Here is a 16,219-nt window from a genome sequence, read left to right as displayed (position 1 = left end):
CGTGCTCCCTTCTGAATAAGCAACTTTCGAGAGCGCAGTTGGTTCCGCGCTCTCGAAGGGGAGCCCGCACGTCGCGGGCTCCGCCAAGCTCAGAGAGACTTGAAGACCGTATCGATGGCGCCGGCTGCCGCCTTGACGACGATATCGGCCTCCTCGCGGGTCAGGCAGAGCGGCGGTGCGAAGCCCAGGATGTCGCCCTGCGGCATAGCGCGGCCAATGACGCCGCGCTCGAGAAGGGCGGCGGCAATCTGCGGGCCGACCTTGCGGGAGACGTCGAAGAATTTGCGGTCGTCCTTGTCCTCGACGAATTCGATCGCCGCCATCAGGCCGTCGCCGCGCACTTCGCCGACATGCTTGTGAGAGCCGACGGCCTTGGCGAGTTCGCTGCGGAAGTACGCGCCGGTCTCGCCGGCATTCTTCACGAGATCGAGCTCGTCGATCAGTTCGAGATTGGCGATGCCGGCCGCCGCGCAGATCGGGTGCGCCGCATAGGTCCAGCCGTGGCCGATCGCGCCCATCTGATCGGAACCCTGGACCAGCACCTGCCAGACCTTGTCGGAAACGATGGTGCCGGAAAGCGGCGCGTAGGCCGAGGTGAGGCCCTTGGCGATGGTGATGAGACCTGGCTTCATGCCGTAGTGATCGGAGCCGAACATGGTGCCGAGGCGGCCGAAGCCGGTGACGACTTCGTCGGCGACGAGCATCACGTCATACTTGTCGAGAACCGCCTGGATCTTCTGCCAGTAGCCCTTCGGCGGCGGCACGATGCCGCCGGTGCCGAGGATAGGCTCGCCGATGAAGGCGGCAACCGTATCCGGGCCTTCGGCAAGGATCATCTCTTCCAGCTTGTCGGCGCAATATTGCGAGAACTGCTCCTCATCCATCGAGCGGTCGGGGCGGCGGAAGTAATAGGGTGCTTCCGTATGCAGAACCGGTGCGCGCGGCAGGTCGAAGGCCTTGTGGAAGAGCTCGAGCCCGGTCAGCGAGCCGGTCATGACGCCGGAGCCGTGGTAGCCGCGCCAGCGCGAGATGATCTTCTTCTTCTCCGGGCGGCCGAGGATGTTGTTGTAGTACCAGATCAGCTTGATGTTGGTCTCATTGGCATCCGAACCCGATAGGCCGAAATAGACGCGGCTCATCCCTTCAGGTGCCCGGTCGATGATCATCTTCGACAGCGTGATCGAGGCTTCCGTCCCGTGGCCGACATAGGCGTGGTAATAGGCGAGGTTCTTCGCCTGGTTGGCGATCGCATCGGCGATCTTCTGGCGGCCGTAGCCGACATTGACGCAGTAGAGACCGGCGAACGCATCCAGGCTGGTGCGTCCGTTGGTATCGGTGATGTAGGCGCCTTCACCCGAGGAAATGACGCGCGTCGGCGTCTCGCCGCGGGCATGCATGCCCATATGCGTCGAGGGGTGGAAGAAGTGGTCGCGGTCCCAGGCGTTGAGTTCGTTGCTTCTGTCGAGCATGGCTGATGTCCTTGATGTCTGGATTGGGAGGGCCGCTTACGCGGCAGTGTCGATGCAGAGATATTTGAGCTCGGTGAAGGCCTCGATGCCGTGGCGCGAGCCCTCGCGGCCGATGCCGGATTGCTTCCAGCCGCCGAAGGGGATCGGGCCGCCGGTGATCTTCACCCGGTTGATGGCGACCATGCCGTATTCCAGCGCCCGGCCGAGCCGCATCTGGCGCGCGCCATTGGCGGTCACGACATAGGCGACGAGGCCGTATTCGGTATCGTTCGCCTTGGCGACGACTTCCTCTTCGCTGTCGAAGACCGTGATCCCAGCGACCGGGCCGAAGGTTTCTTCGCGCATGATCAGCGCGTCAGCCGGAATGTTCGAAAGCAGGGTCGGTTCGTAGAACAGTTTGCCGGCCTTGTGGCGCTTGCCGCCGGTGATGAGCTTGGCGCCGCGCTTCAGGGCGTCCTCGACCTGTTCCTCGACCTTGGCGACGGCCCGCTCATGCATGAGGGGACCGATCTCCGCATCCGCCGAGAAGCCGTCGCCGACCTTCAGCTGGCGGATGCGCGACGCGAAAGCCTGTTCGAAACGCGGGGCGATCGAGCGATGCACGAAAATCCGGTTGGCGGCGAGGCAATCCTGCCCCGACGTCGCGAACTTGGCATCGATGGCGATCTTCACGGCCTGCTCGACATCGGCGTCCTCGAAGATGATCAGCGGCGCGTGGCCGCCGAGTTCCATCACCAGCCGCTTCATGGTCGGCGCGCATTGTGCCGCAATCAGCCGCCCTATACCGGTCGAGCCGGTGAAGCTGACGGCACGCACCCGGTCGTCCTCGCAGAGGCGCCCGACGATAACAGCGGCATCGCCGGTAACGACGTTGAAGACGCCGGCGGGAATGCCGGCACGCTCACCGAGTTCGGCGAGAGCCAGTGCAGAGAGCGGCGTTTCGGAGGAGGGGTGGGCAACGACGGTGCAGCCTGCTGCAAGTGCCGCGGCCGCCTTGCGGGTGACCATGGCAGAGGGGAAATTCCAGGGGGTGACGATCGCGGTGACGCCGAGCGCCTCGCGGCGCACGATCATTTCGGCGCCCGGAAGATGGCTGGTGACATTCTCGGCATTCAGCCGTTTGCCTTCCTCGGCATACCATTCGATGAAGGATGCGGCATAGTCGATCTCTCCGAGAGACTCGGCGAGCGGCTTGCCCTGCTCGAGCGTCATGATCAGCGCCAGATCGTCCTTGGCGGCGAGCATCAGATCGTACCATTTTCTGAGAATGCGGGCGCGGTCCTGCGGCAGCAGTCCGCGCCAGGCGGGGAGCGCTCGTGAGGCGGCATCGATGGCCGCGGTGGTCTCAACGGCGCCGAGGCTTGCGACCCAGGCGACGGTCGCGCCGCTTGCCGGGTCGGTGACCTCGAAGCTCTTGTTATCGGCAGCGGACGTCCAGCGGCCATCGCAATAGGCGAGGTCGCGCAGCAGATGCCTGTCCTTGAGGCGTGAAAGCGCCTGATGAAAATCGGGGCGGGCAAAAACCGCGGTCATGTCCTGTCTCCTCGTTACCGACACCGAAGTCTTTCACGGGAGGAGGCGAGATTTTGTCCTTTGAGGGCGCTTCAAACAGAGAGATTGTCTAAGGCTGAGCGCCGGGCCGCATGATCTCTCTATGCGTCGTTCGAGGTTTCGCCCGGCTGTACCAGAGCGGCGACTGGCAGCACGGTCTCGTCCTTGACCGTCTTGGTGACGATGTAAGTGAAATAGCGCTCGATCCCGAGCTCGCGGTCGAGCAGCCCGTCGATCAGCCGCTGGTAGGCATCGATATCGGGGGCGGCGATCCGCAGGAAGTAATCGACCCCGCCGCCGACGGACCAGCAGCCGACGATTTCGGGGATACCGGCGATCGCCCGCTCGAAGCGCTCGAAATCGCTCTGCCGGTGGTTGGCAAGCGTGACCTCGACCATGACGCTGGCGACCGGGGCGATTTTGCGCAGCGCGATGCGTGCGTGATAGCCGGTGACGATCCCTGCCTTCTCGAGCTTGCGCAGCCGCATCCAGCAAGGCGTCGGCGAAAGGCCGGCCTTTTCTGCCAAAGCAAGTTTGGTAATGCGGCCATCCCGCTGAATCGCATCGAGAATTCTGAGGTCGATGGCGTCTAACTTCATGATCTTTCCGGGCTTGCAAATCATTTCATGAGCGAAGCGCGACAATGGAAGCGCATTTTGCCGCCGTCAATCCGGCGATCGAAATCGCTGTCTTCCTGTGCGCAAGCAGTCGTTAACCATCGCCGGTCTAACGATTGTGCTGACAAAACGGGATGATTCGATGGATGCCTCTCCTGCGGCGCTTCTGGCCGCTCTCAAAAACAGCGAACTTTTGATCGTGCGTGACGTGACCAAGGCGGGCGATGTCGACCGCTGCGCCGCGACGCTCGATAACCTGCATGGCGAGGCAGCCGTGACATTCTGGAAGGCCGAATGCCGCCGGCTGGCCGACGAGCTCGGCCAGTGTGGCCTGTCGGAAGACGCCGTGCGCGATCGCGTTCTCGATTTCCAGGCAACGGTGCAGACGGCGCTCGTCCAGCGCCATCAGGCACGGGCTCTTACGGCAACGCGGGCCGAGCAGCAGAAGAAGCGCCGCACGGCCTGAACCGTCACTGCCGGCGCAGGCTGATCTCGCTTGTGGTCACCGACTTGCCCGACGCCGGATCCTTGTCGATCGTCTGGATCAGCAGCTGACTGTTGCCGCGCTTGCGGATCGTCATGTTGGCATTGCGGTCGCCGTTGACGAGCCGCGCCCAACGCACAGCGAGATTGATCACATCACCCTGGCGGCTGCCCGAGAGCTGCGACGGCGAGCCGGACGGGCCGGTATAATTGCCGGAATAGCGCGTGCCGCGCGCCGCGAGGTCTGCGGAGATCGCCCGGTTGACCACCAGAAGGCCCCGGCAATTGCCTCGCATCGAGATCGAGGCTCCCGGCGCATCTATATTGAATTTGCAGGAAACATTGATCGGCGAGCTGCCGATCTTTCTGAGCACCTTGCCGGTGCCTGTCCAGCTGCCGCTCAGCGGCTGCAGGAACCCCGCCTCGTCGGCGGCGGCCGGAGCGGCTGCACAGAGACCGGCAAGAACTGCAATAAGACGTGCTTGACGACGCATGATCTCAATCCCCCTGAGCGGAATTGGGACAGAACGCTGTCCATCACCCACCGGTTCCGCGCCCGGCACTCAAAGCCAGTTGATGCGCTTCAGCACGTAAAGCGTGGCGACCGAAGTCGCCGCCACAAAGGCGACGATGATGATGAAGGCCCAGGTGTCGTTGACCCCGGGAATGCCGCCGACATTCATCCCGAAAAGGCCGGCCACCACGCTCGGCGGCAGGAGCAGCGCCGCAAGGGCGGCAAGCCTGTTGGAGTTGCGGGCGATGCGCTCGCTGATCACGGTCGAAAGGTCGTCATGCAGGATGCCGGTGCGGTCGCGGATCGCGTCGAGATATTCGATGAAGCGCATCAGCTTGTCGATGACCTCGCGCATCCGGAGCTTGTCGCGCTCGGCAAGCCAGGGCGCATCGTCGTGCTCTATACGGTTCAGCGCGTCACGCTGCGGAGCGAGGTAGCGGCGCAGCTGAACGGCGCGGCGGCGCAGCAGCTTGAGCCGTTCGCGCACTTCGGCGGCTTCGCCGTGGAAGATCAATTCATCGAGCTCGTCGACCTCCTCGTCCATCTGGTCAAGAACGGGCTCCAAGTCTCTGACAAGCTTGTCGCTGACGAGTGCCAGAAGCTCGCCGGTGCGCTTGGGCCCCTTGCCCTTCTCCAGCGCCTGTCGGATGTCGCGCAGCGCCGTGATGTAGTGCCCGCTGTCTCGCAGCGTGACGACGCGGTTTTCATCGACCCAGGCATGCAGCGGCACGAGATCGAGATCGACGGGCGCGTCTTCGGCCTCTTCGGGTGGTGCCGCACAGACGCCGCGCAGGATGATCAGCAAACCGTCGTCGACAGGCTCGACACGCGGGCGGGATTCGTCTTCCAGCAGGGCATCCGTCACCAGCGGATCTAGGCCGCCACGCTCGGCAACCCAGGCGGCCGCGGCAACGTGATCGCGTTCCAGGTGAACCCAGAGAATGCCATCGGCAGGCTTCCAGTCGCGCAGACCGGAGGCACCGATCTCGCGACAGCCGCCCTTGCCGTCGAGTAGCACCGCAAAGCGAATGCCCGGCTCGGCGCCGTAATTCAGCTGGATCTTCGGGGCCGCAATTTCCATCCGCTCGCCATCCTCCCGTGGAATGCAAAAAGAAAGCGAAATCATACGCCTATATGCGCATGGTTTAGCACTTCGCGAGGGCAGACGGAACTACAGTTTCTGATCGGTGATTGCCCGCCCGCTACTCGGCGGCCGCAGCAAGGCAGCTGTCGATGATGGTGCGGATTTCGGCGCGGCAGGAACCGCAATTGGTGCCGGCATTGAGCGCCTTGCCGATCGCCTCGACCGAATGACAGCCATTGCGGATCGCGCCGCTGATCTGGTTGACGCCGACGCCGAAGCACGAGCAGACGGTGGCGCCGGGATCCGGCTGATCCGCTCCCGGCCGCCCGGCCGCGATCGCAAAGCGCTTGCGCAGATCGCCGTGCGAGGCGGTCAGCTGCTGCACGGCCCAGGCCCGGGCAACGGCGACCGGTTCGGGAGCGACGAAGAGGGCGGCGAGCAGCCGCGTGCCGTCAAAGAAGGCAAGCCGCGTTTCGCCGGTCGCCCCGTCGCAATAGCCGAGTGGCTCGACACCAGCAGGAATGCCGAGATGCTTGCGACACCAGTTCGCCCAGTCGGAAATCCCGGTGCAGGATGCGAATTCCAGCCGCCATCCGCCTTCGGCCTTCGCGAGAGCCCAGTAATCGCAATCAAGGTTCTCGGGCCTCGCGGCGGAAACGGCAAAGCCGTAGTGCTCTGCCTTGAGCGGCCGTGCCCTGACGGCGACGTTCTTCGAGGCAGGCTGGCCGGAGACGGGATCGACAACGGGTGCCACGGCCGCGTCGATGCGGGCACGGGCGGAGAACTGCCCGTTCCAATGCATAGGCACGAAGATACTGCCGCGTGCCTGGCGCTCGCTGATCAGCGCGCGGACGACCGCCGTGCCATGAGGGCTCTCGATCTCGACCAGACCGGCGCCGCGGATACCGAGCTCGATGGCGTCCCGCGGATGGATTTCGGCGAAGGGTTCGGCGATATGGGCGGAAAGGCGGGCGCTCTTTCCGGTGCGCGTCATGGTGTGCCACTGGTCGCGGATGCGGCCGGTGTTCAGCGTCAGCGGATAGTCCGCGTTCGTCCTGTCCGTTTCCGGAAGGTTGACGGCAATGAAGCGGGCGCGCCGGTCGGGATGGAAGAAGCCGCCATCGGCGAAGAAGCGTTTGCCGCCGGGGGGAGTGGGAGTCTCGGCCAAAGACGCTGGCCATTGGAAAGGGTGCAGCGCCCGATAGGCTGCGTCGTCGATGCCGGCATAGGCGCCGATATCGAAATCGCGGCTGCCCTCATTTTCGAAGGCGGAGAGGGCGGCATGCTCGGCAAAGATCGCTGCCGGATCGGCAAAACCGAACGCCGCCCCATGGCCCATGCGCCGTGCGACTTCGGCAAGCTGCCACCAGTCGGCACGCGCTTCGCCGGGAGCCGGCAGGAAGGGGCGTTGGCGCGAGATGCGGCGCTCGGAATTGGTCACCGTGCCATCCTTCTCGCCCCATCCGAGCGAGGGGAGGAGGACATCGGCATGACGCGTCGTTTCCGTGTTCCCAACGATATCGGATACGACGACGAAGGGGCAGGCGGCAATCGCAGCCTCGACGGCATCGGCGTCGGGCATGGAAACGACGGGATTGGTCGCCATGATCCAGAGCGCCTTGATGCGGCCTTCGGCGACAGCGCTGAACATGTCGACCGCCTTCAGGCCGGGCTTGGCGGCAATGCCGGGCGACGACCAGAAGCGCTGCACGCGGTCGCGATCCCCAGCATTCTCGATTGCCATATGCGCGGCCAGCATATTGGCCAACCCGCCGACTTCGCGCCCGCCCATGGCGTTCGGCTGACCGGTCAGCGAGAACGGTCCCATGCCGGGACGGCCGATCCGCCCGGTCGCCAGATGGCAGTTCAGGATGGCATTGACCTTGTCGGTGCCCGATGCCGACTGATTGACCCCTTGGCTGTAGCAGGTGATGGTTTTCTGCACCGTCTCGAACAGCCGGAAGAATTCGCGCAGCTGCATGGCGGGAAGGCCGGTACGCTCCAGGAGTTCATCCCAGCTGAGAGCCGCCGCGGAGGCAAAGGCCTCGGCGAAGCCCACCGTATGGGCGCCGATATAATTCTGATCGATCGCCGGGCTGGTCGCCAGATGCGCGAGCAGGCCGGTAAACAGCGCCACATCGCCATCCGGACGGATCGCCAGATGCAGATCGGCAATATCGCATGTCATCGTCCGGCGCGGATCGATCACGACGATCTTCATCCCTGGCCGGGCCGCCTTGGCGGCGGCGAGCCGCTGGTAGAGAACGGGATGGCACCAGGCGAGGTTCGAGCCGGTCAGGATGACGAGATCGGCAAGCTCGAGATCCTCATAGGTGCCGGGGACCGTATCCGATCCGAAAGCGCGGCGATGGCCGGCGACCGAAGACGACATGCAGAGGCGGGAATTGGTGTCGATATTGGCCGTGCCGATAAAGCCCTTCATCAGCTTGTTGGCGACGTAATAGTCTTCGGTCAGCAGCTGGCCGGAGACGTAGAAGGCGACGGCATCAGGGCCGTGTTCGGCGATGGCTTCGGAGAATTTCGTCGCGACGAGGTCGAGCGCGGTGTTCCAGCTGGTCCGCGCGCCGTTGACTTCAGGATGGAGTAGGCGGCCGTCGAGATCGATGGTCTCGGCGAGCGCCGAGCCCTTGGAACAGAGGCGGCCGAAATTGGCGGGATGATCGGGGTCGCCCCTGACGGAGACCGATCCGGTGTCGTCGACCTTGGCGATGACGCCGCAGCCGACGCCGCAATAAGGGCAGGTGGTTTTGGTTTCAGTGGGCATGGGGGTTGGCCCTCAGGTCGCCGAGTGTGTGGCTACCCCCTCTGTCCTGCCGGACATCTCCCCCACAAGGGGGAGATCGACACGTGGCATGCATCTCCCCAAACAATGAAGGTTGAGGCGAGCGGGTGAGCCCAGCCAATCTCCCTCCTTGTGGGGGAGATGCCTGGCAAGGCAGAGGGGGGTAGCTCCGAACGCATTCGTCTGATCACTCCGCCGCCATCATCAAACTTTCGAACGCAATAAACAGTGCCCCATCCTCATTCCGGACAGGGATTGTCCGCACCACCCCGTCATCGGCCCCAAGCGCCTTGCCGGTTTCCAGCGAGATCACCCAGTTGTGCAGCGGGCAGGTGACCGCCTTGCCGTGAACGATGCCCTGGGAGAGCGGTCCGCCCTTGTGCGGGCAGTGGTCTTCGATTGCGAAGACCTCGTTTTCGGCCGTGCGGAAGACGGCGATCTTTCCCTGCGGGGTCTTCACGCAGCGCGCGCCGCGCAGCGGAATGTCGGAGATGTCGCCGATCGAGATCCAGTTCATGTCCATCTCCTCACTCCGCCGCTTCGCTGAAGCCGACGGTCGCCATCGGCTTGAACTCGTGCTTGTCCTTGCCGGAGACGCGCTCCGACCAGGGATCGACCTGGGCAAATTTCTGCGAGAAGACGAAGCGCTCGTAATAGCCGGTGCGCTTCTCGGTATCCTCCATGATCTGCCGGCGGATTTCGTCGAGGCCGATGCGCTTGGCCCATTTGTAGATGCGCTCGAGATAGCGGCCCTGCTCGCGATACATCTGCGTCAGCGCCACGATATGCTCCAGCGCTTCGTCCTCTGTTTTGACGAGGCCGAGCACCTCGGTGCCCTTGATGTCGAGACCGGCAGCACCGGCGAAATGGATCTCGAAACCGCTGTCGACGCAGATCACGCCGATATCCTTGCAGGTCGCCTCGGCGCAGTTTCGCGGACACCCTGAAACCGCCAGCTTCAGCTTTGCCGGCGTCCAGGAGCCCCACATGAATTTCTCGATGCGGATGCCGAGGCCGGTCGAATCCTGCGTGCCGAAGCGGCACCAGTCGGAGCCGACGCAGGTCTTCACGGTGCGCAGCCCCTTGGCATAGGCCTGGCCGGAGATGAAGCCGGCCTTGCCGAGATCGGCCCAGACGGCCGGAAGGTCTTCCTTCTCGATGCCGAGCAGATCGATGCGCTGGCCGCCGGTGACCTTGACCATCGGTATCTCGAATTTGTCGATGACATCGGCGATGGCGCGCAGCTCGTTGGCATTCGTCACGCCGCCCCACATGCGCGGCACGACCGAATAGGTGCCGTCCTTCTGGATGTTGGCATGGACACGCTCGTTGATGAACCGCGACTGGTAGTCGTCGGCATATTCATCCGGCCAGTCGGCGACCAGATAGTAGTTCAAGGCGGGGCGGCACTTGGCGCAGCCGCAGGAGGTCTTCCATTCCAGCTCCTGCATGACGGCAGGAATGGTCTTCAGCTTCTTTGCCTTGATCAGGCGGCGCACGTCGTCATGGCCGAGCTCCGTGCAAGTGCACATCGGCGTGACGGCGGCTGGGTTATAGGCATCGCCGAGCGTCAGCGACATCAGCTGTTCGACGAGGCCGGTGCAGGAGCCGCAGGAGGCCGACGCCTTCGTGTGTGCGCGCACATCATCCAGCGAGGTCAGTCCCTTGGCACTGATCGTCGATGTGATCTTTCCCTTGCAGACACCGTTGCAGCCGCAGATTTCCGCATCATCCGGCAAGGCTGCAACGGCCGCCATAGGGTCCAGCGGCGACCCTCCTTGATAGGCCTGGCCGAAGATCAGCGTATCGCGCATCTGCGAGATGTCGGTCGCCTTCTTCTTCAGGTCGTTGAACCAGGCGCCGTCGGCCGTCTCGCCGTAAAGCACGGTGCCGATGATCCGGTTTTCCTTGATGACGAGGCGCTTGTAGACCCCTGCGGTCGCGTCGCGCAGGACGATTTCCTCGCGGTCGTCGCCATCGGCAAAGTCGCCGAGCGAGAAGAGCTCGATGCCGGTCACCTTCAGTTTGGTCGGCGTATCAGAATGGACGAAGGCAGGCTTGCTGTCGCCCGCCAGATGCGAGGCGGCGACCCGCGCCATCTCGTAGAGCGGCGCGACCAGGCCATAGACCATGCCGCCCACTTCGGCGCATTCGCCGACCGAGTAGATATCGCCATCCGAGGTCTGCATTCCGGCATCGACGACGATGCCGCGGTTGACCGCGAGGCCGGCATCCTTGGCGAGATTGACGTTCGGACGGATGCCGACCGCCATGACCACCAGCGTTGCCGGAATGATCGTACCGTTGTCGAGCTCGATGCCCTCGACCTTGCCGTCGCCGACGATCGCCTTGGTATTGGCCTTGCAGATCACCTTGATGCCGCGTTCTTCCACGGCCTTCTGCAGCAGGTAGCCGGCAGCCGGATCGAGCTGGCGCTCCATCAGCGTCGGCATGACGTGGAGAACGGTGACGTCCATGCCGCGCTGGGCAAGACCGGCAGCCGCCTCGAGGCCGAGCAGACCGCCGCCGATGACCACGGCCTTTTCACGCGACTGGGCGGCAAGCAGCATGGCCTGCACGTCGTCGAGGTCGCGATAGGTGATGACACCCGGCAGGTCCTTGCCGGGAACCGGGATGATGAAGGGCACGGAACCGGTGGCGATGACGAGCTTGTCATAGCTTTCGGTGACGCCATGATCCGAGGTCACGGTCTTTACAGTACGGTCGATGGCGACGATCTTGTGGCCCTTGTAGAGCGTGATGCCGTGGTCGATGTACCAGCCGTCGCCGTGGATGACGATCTGCTCGTAGGTCTTCTCGCCGGAGAGAACCGGCGAGAGCATGATGCGGTCGTAATTCACGCGCGGTTCGGCGTTGAAGATCGTGACGGCGTAGCGGCCGGGCGCCTGTTCGAAGAGATGCTCCAGCATGCGCCCCGGCGCCATGCCATTGCCGATGATGACGAGTTTCTCGGTCATGGTGTTACTCCGCAGCTTCGACGAAGCGGTGACGTTCGTAGAGGAACTTCAGCACGGCCTCGCGGCATTTGAGGTAGGTTCGGTCGGAGGCGAGCTCGATGCGGTTGCGCGGGCGGGGGATCGGCACGTCGAGGACTTCGCCGATCTTGGCCGCCGGGCCGTTGGTCATCATCACGATCCGGTCCGAGAGAAGCACCGCTTCGTCGACATCGTGGGTGATCATCACCATCGTGTTGCCGAGCCGGGCATGGATCTCCATGACGGCATCCTGTAGATGGGCACGCGTCAGCGCGTCGAGCGCGCCGAAGGGTTCGTCGAGCAGCAGGATCTTTGGTTCCATGGCAAGCGCCCGGGCGATGCCGACGCGCTGCTTCATGCCGCCGGAAATCTCTGCGGGGCGCTTGTCCTTCGCGTGAGCCATCTGCACGAGGTCCAGATTGGCCATCACCCAGTCATGGCGCTCCGCCTTCGTCTTGCTGCCGCCGAAGACCTTGGAGACGGCGAGGTTGACGTTCTCGTAGACGGAGAGCCAGGGAAGCAGCGAATGGTTCTGAAAGACGACGGCGCGTTCCGGCCCCGGCGCGTTCACTTCGCGGTTTTCCAGCAGGACGGCGCCCGAGGAGACCGGCGTCAGTCCGGCGATCAGGTTGAGCAGCGTGGACTTGCCGCAGCCGGAATGGCCGATGATCGAGACGAATTCGCCCTTGGCGATCGTCAGGTTGATGCCCTTGAGGACTTCGGCACGAACGCCGCCGCGATCGAAATGCTTGTCGATATGGTCGAGCTTCAAATAAGCGGTCATCTCTGATCTCCTCAATTTGCCGAAGCGCCGCGGGTGATCAGCCGGCCGGCTGCCGCCACGAGCTTGTCGAGGGCGAAGCCGACGACGCCGATATAGGCGAGCGCGACGATGATGTCGGGCAGGCGCGACGAGTTCCACGCATCCCAGATGAAGAAGCCGATACCGACACCGCCGGTCAGCATCTCGGCGGCGACGATCGCCAGCCACGAGAGACCGACGCCGATGCGCAGGCCGGTGAAGATGTAGGGGGCGGCCGAAGGCAGCATGATCTTGAAGAAGAACTCGATCTGGTTCAGCCGCAGAACCTGCGCCACGTTGCGGTAATCCTGCGGGATGTTGCGCACGCCGACGGCGGTATTGATGATGACGGGCCAGATCGAGGTGATGAAGATCACGAAGATCGCCGAAGGGTTGCTGTCCTGGAAAGCGGCCAGCGACAGCGGCAGCCAGGCGAGCGGCGGCACGGTGCGCAGCACCTGGAAGATCGGGTCGAGGCCGCGCATCGCCCAGACCGACTGGCCGATGATCGCGCCGATGACGATGCCGCCGACAGCGGCAAGTCCGAAGCCATAGGCGACCCGCTGCAGCGAAACCAGCACGCGCCAGCCGAGGCCGATATCCTGCGAGCCGTAATTGAAGAACGGGAAGGCGATCAGATCGTAGCTTTCCTGCCAGACCTGATGCGGCGAAGGCAGCGAGGCCGTCGGCGACGAACAGAGAATCTGCCAGACGCCGAGCATCACTGCGAGCACGACAAGCGGCGGCACGACATTGCGAGCGGCGGCTGTCGCAAGCTGCTGGACATTGACGCGGCGCGAAGGCGCCTTGGTCAGGCGCACCACGTTTGCCGTCTTGGGGGCAGGCTGCGCTGGGGTAATCGGTTCATTCTTTGCGAGGGCTGACATGCGATCGCTCCTTAAGGCAAGAAAAGGCCGGCGCGCCCGTCACACGCCGGAGGCGGGGAACTACGACGCGGCCTTGATGGCAAGGCTGTCGAGATAGGCGGAGGGGTTCTCGGGATCGAAGACCTTGCCATCGAAGAAGGTCTCCTTGCCGCGCGAGGAAGAGGCCGGAATATCGGCGGCGGCGACGCCGAGATCCTTGGCGGCCTGGCGCCAGATATCTTCGCGGTTGACCTTGTCGACCAGCGCCTTGATGTCGGTGTCGGGCGCGAACTTGCCCCAGCGGATGTTCTCGGCCATGAACCAGGTGTCGTGGCTCTTGAACGGGTAGGAAACTCCGCCCGCCCAGAATTTCATGTAGAGATCGGTGCCGTGGGCGACGCGGCCATTGCCGTAGTTGATGTCGCCCTTCAGGCGGCCGAGCACGTCCTTCGGCGGCACGTTGAACCATTGGCGCTTGCCAAGGATCGTCGCCATCTCCTCCTTGTTGTCCATGCTGTCGCACCATTGCTGCGCTTCCATCACGGCCATCAAGAGGGCCTTGGCGGCGTTCGGGTTCTTCTCGATCCACTCGGTGCGCATGGCGAGCGCCTTTTCCGGGTGGTCCTTCCAGAGTTCGCCGGTGGTCGCCGCGGTGAAGCCGATGCCCTGATTGACAAGCTGCTCGTTCCAGGGCTCGCCGACACAGAAGACGTCCATGTTGCCGACCTTCATGTTCGCCACCATCTGCGGCGGCGGGACGACGATGGTCGAGACGTCCTTGTCGGGATCGATGCCACCCGCGGCGAGCCAGTAGCGGACCCAGAGATCGTGCGTGCCGCCGGGGAAGGTCATCGCCACCTTCACTTCGCCGCCCGCAGCCTTCTTCTTCTCGAAGGCGGCCTTCAGCTTGGAAGCATCGAGCTGCACGCCGGTCTCGGCATATTCCTTGGCGACCGAGATGCCCTGGCTGTCGTAGTTCAGCCGCGCCAGGATCGACATCGCCACCGGCTGGTTGTTCTGCGTCACCTTGCCGGCCTGCATCAGGTAGGGCAGCGGCGACAGGATATGGGCGCCATCGATGCCGTTCGCCGCGCCTCCGAGCACGAGATTGTCACGGGTGGCGCCCCAGGATGCCTGCTTGGCGACGTCGACATCGGGCATGCCGTGCTTTTCGAAGAGGCCCTTCTCCTTGGCGACGATCAGCGGCGCGGCATCCGTCAGTGCGATGAAGCCGAGCTTGGCGCCCGTGACTTCAGGCGTGGCAGCCGCCGCAAAGGCGCCGGATGGGAAGGCTGAGCGGACCGCGCCGATCAGGGCTGCCGTCGCTGTCGTCTTCAGAAGATTGCGGCGGCTGAAGCTGCCGGTGAGGATCTTGGTCATGCGCAGTTCCCCTTATTGTCGAGTGGTCGCCGGATTTTGGGCACAAAAAAACGCCGCTCGGAGATTGCGTCTGCGGGAAGGGAGGGTCCCGGACAGCAAAAACCTTGCGACGTCGATGTCTCTTGCAAGCGCCTATCGCGCGCTCATCTGCCTGGATCGCCGTTGATCCGGGCGCTATTAGCCCTGCAAAGGCCGTGCCAATTTCAGATCGCTGCCGTCAATTGATTGAAAGCGTTTGGTATTCTGCCTTGAAATGATGGCAAGTGAATTTTTATGCGTTCTAAAATTCTGCGCATCTTTTATGCGAATGCCTGGATGGAAGCGGACCGCGCTGCTAGCAATTTGTGCAGCGCGGCAGACCTTCAGCCCTCGTCCAGCTGCCGGATGGCGATCGATGCGCTCTTCACTTCGAAGCCGTTGATGTAGGCAGCGAAGTCGCCCGGATCGAAGATGCGGCCGTCCATGAAGCGCTCGCCATCGCGGTCTCCCTCGATGCGAACATCGGCATCCTCGGGCGTGCAATCGTCGCCGAGTGCGGCGCGGTAGAGGTCCGGCCGATAGGCGGAAGCGGCGGCGCGCGCCAGCGTCAGGCTGGGCTCGGCCTGGCCCCAGCGGATCATCTGGCTGTAGATCCAGAGCGCCTGGCTCGGGCGCGGATAATTGGCGAACTGGCCGTGGAACTGGAAATAGTTCTCGATGACGCGACGGTTGCCTTTGGCGTCGAGGCTGAACTCACCAGCAAGAACGTGTCGAATGATCTCGACAGGCGCCGCGATGTAGCGCAGATCGGCGAGGACATCGGCAAGCGCGTCATGGTTTGCCGCGTCGTCGCACCAGCGCGCGGCCGCATCGAGTGCAACGATCAGCCGCGAGACGGTCTCCGGATGGCGCTCTGCCCAATCCGGCCGCATGCCGATTACCTTTTCTGGAGCCGACGGCCAGATATCCTGCTTGGCGGCGACGATGCGGCCGACGCCGCGCTCGGAGGCAATCATGTTCCAGGGCGCGCCAACGCAAAAGCCGTCGATCGCGCCGGCGGCAAGCGCATCCGATGTCAGCGGCGGCGGGACGACGACGAGCTTGACGTCATGATCGGGATCGATGCCGCCGGCGGCGAGCCAGTAGCGGAACTCGTAATTATGCGAGGAGAAGGGATAGGTCATGCCGAGCGTCGGCATCGGTTCGCCGCGTGCCCGCATATCGGCAAGCACGGCGGCAAGCGCCTTGGCGTTCTCCATCGCGCTCGCGGTTTCCCCGGTACCCGCGACCTGCTGCATGCGTTCAAAAAGCCGCGTCGAAAGCGTGATCGCATTGCCACCGCGGCCGAGCGAGAAGGGCGTGATGGTCGGCGATGGATTGGAGCCGAGGCCGAGCATGGCGGCAACCGGCATCGGCGAGAGCATGTGGGCAATGTCGAACTGCCGGAAGGCCAGGCGGTCGCGGACATTCGCCCAGGACACATCCTTCACCAGTTCGAGTGCGATGCCCTCCCTGGCGGCAAAGCCGAATTCGGCGGCGGCGATCAGCACCGATGCATCGACAAGCGGGATGAAACCGGCGCGGAGAACTCTCGGTCCCTCGCCGTTGGACAGGGCGGGAGAGGCGATGCGGGCGCTGCCGCTGGCAATCTTGGTCAAGGCATTCACTCCAGCGT

General features: G+C 63.8%; 13 protein-coding genes. 1 reads left to right on the top strand and 12 read right to left on the bottom strand.

Annotation, left to right across the window (positions count from 1 at the left end; genetic code table 11):
* Positions 1-89 precede the first annotated feature (89 nt).
* The 3 genes from F2982_RS22370 to F2982_RS22360 all read right to left on the bottom strand — a co-directional run bounded on the left by F2982_RS22370 (position 90) and on the right by F2982_RS22360 (position 3,619).
* The gene (locus tag F2982_RS22370; RefSeq protein ID WP_199625270.1) at positions 90-1,469 is read right to left on the bottom strand and encodes an aspartate aminotransferase family protein; all 1,380 of its coding nucleotides are present in this window, start codon (positions 1,467-1,469) and stop codon (positions 90-92) included.
* A gap of 36 nt (positions 1,470-1,505) precedes the next feature.
* Entirely contained in the window at positions 1,506-3,002 is a 1,497-nt protein-coding gene (locus F2982_RS22365) for an NAD-dependent succinate-semialdehyde dehydrogenase (protein ID WP_203430943.1), read from the bottom strand.
* Between the two features lie 119 nt (positions 3,003-3,121).
* A complete protein-coding gene (locus tag F2982_RS22360) occupies positions 3,122-3,619 on the bottom strand; it encodes an Lrp/AsnC family transcriptional regulator (RefSeq protein WP_112717883.1) in 498 nt (165 codons plus the stop codon).
* Positions 3,620-3,779: 160 nt separating this feature from the next.
* On the opposite strand from F2982_RS22360, the gene F2982_RS22355 reads away from it, so the two are divergent.
* Positions 3,780-4,103: a DUF6074 family protein gene (locus tag F2982_RS22355; RefSeq protein ID WP_246777638.1), complete on the top strand. Its 324-nt coding sequence runs from the start codon at positions 3,780-3,782 to the stop codon at positions 4,101-4,103.
* A 4-nt stretch (positions 4,104-4,107) separates the two neighbouring features.
* On the opposite strand, the gene F2982_RS22350 is transcribed toward F2982_RS22355, so the two are convergent.
* From F2982_RS22350 to F2982_RS22310, 9 genes are all read right to left on the bottom strand, one after another.
* On the bottom strand, positions 4,108-4,614 hold the full coding sequence (locus F2982_RS22350; RefSeq protein WP_203430942.1) for a hypothetical protein: 507 nt from the start codon (positions 4,612-4,614) through the stop codon (positions 4,108-4,110).
* 69 nt (positions 4,615-4,683) lie between these two features.
* Positions 4,684-5,715: a CorA family divalent cation transporter gene (locus F2982_RS22345; RefSeq protein ID WP_112717652.1), complete on the bottom strand. Its 1,032-nt coding sequence runs from the start codon at positions 5,713-5,715 to the stop codon at positions 4,684-4,686.
* 121 nt (positions 5,716-5,836) lie between these two features.
* Positions 5,837-8,503, bottom strand: a complete 2,667-nt coding sequence (locus tag F2982_RS22340; protein ID WP_203430941.1) for a nitrate reductase — start codon at positions 8,501-8,503, stop codon at positions 5,837-5,839.
* A 205-nt stretch (positions 8,504-8,708) separates the two neighbouring features.
* Positions 8,709-9,044 (bottom strand): nitrite reductase small subunit NirD, encoded by a 336-nt coding sequence (gene nirD / locus F2982_RS22335; RefSeq protein WP_112717658.1) that lies wholly within the window; start codon positions 9,042-9,044, stop codon positions 8,709-8,711.
* A gap of 4 nt (positions 9,045-9,048) precedes the next feature.
* Positions 9,049-11,499, bottom strand: coding sequence for a nitrite reductase large subunit NirB (nirB, locus tag F2982_RS22330; protein ID WP_203430940.1), 2,451 nt, complete (start codon positions 11,497-11,499; stop codon positions 9,049-9,051).
* Positions 11,500-11,503: 4 nt separating this feature from the next.
* Complete coding sequence (locus tag F2982_RS22325; RefSeq protein WP_203430939.1) at positions 11,504-12,301, bottom strand: ABC transporter ATP-binding protein; 798 nt, start codon at positions 12,299-12,301, stop codon at positions 11,504-11,506.
* 11 nt (positions 12,302-12,312) lie between these two features.
* Entirely contained in the window at positions 12,313-13,206 is an 894-nt protein-coding gene (ntrB, locus tag F2982_RS22320; RefSeq protein WP_203430938.1) for a nitrate ABC transporter permease, read from the bottom strand.
* Between the two features lie 60 nt (positions 13,207-13,266).
* Positions 13,267-14,565, bottom strand: a complete 1,299-nt coding sequence (locus tag F2982_RS22315; RefSeq protein WP_203430937.1) for a CmpA/NrtA family ABC transporter substrate-binding protein — start codon at positions 14,563-14,565, stop codon at positions 13,267-13,269.
* A 362-nt stretch (positions 14,566-14,927) separates the two neighbouring features.
* On the bottom strand, positions 14,928-16,211 hold the full coding sequence (locus F2982_RS22310; RefSeq protein ID WP_203430936.1) for a CmpA/NrtA family ABC transporter substrate-binding protein: 1,284 nt from the start codon (positions 16,209-16,211) through the stop codon (positions 14,928-14,930).
* Between the last annotated feature and the right edge of the window lie 8 nt (positions 16,212-16,219).

Origin of the sequence: Rhizobium sp. BG4, from assembly GCF_016864575.1 — a bacterium.
Classification (GTDB): Bacteria; Pseudomonadota; Alphaproteobacteria; order Rhizobiales; family Rhizobiaceae; genus Rhizobium.
Note: the sequence above shows the minus strand (reverse complement) of the source record. Positions and strands in the feature narration are given on the sequence as shown.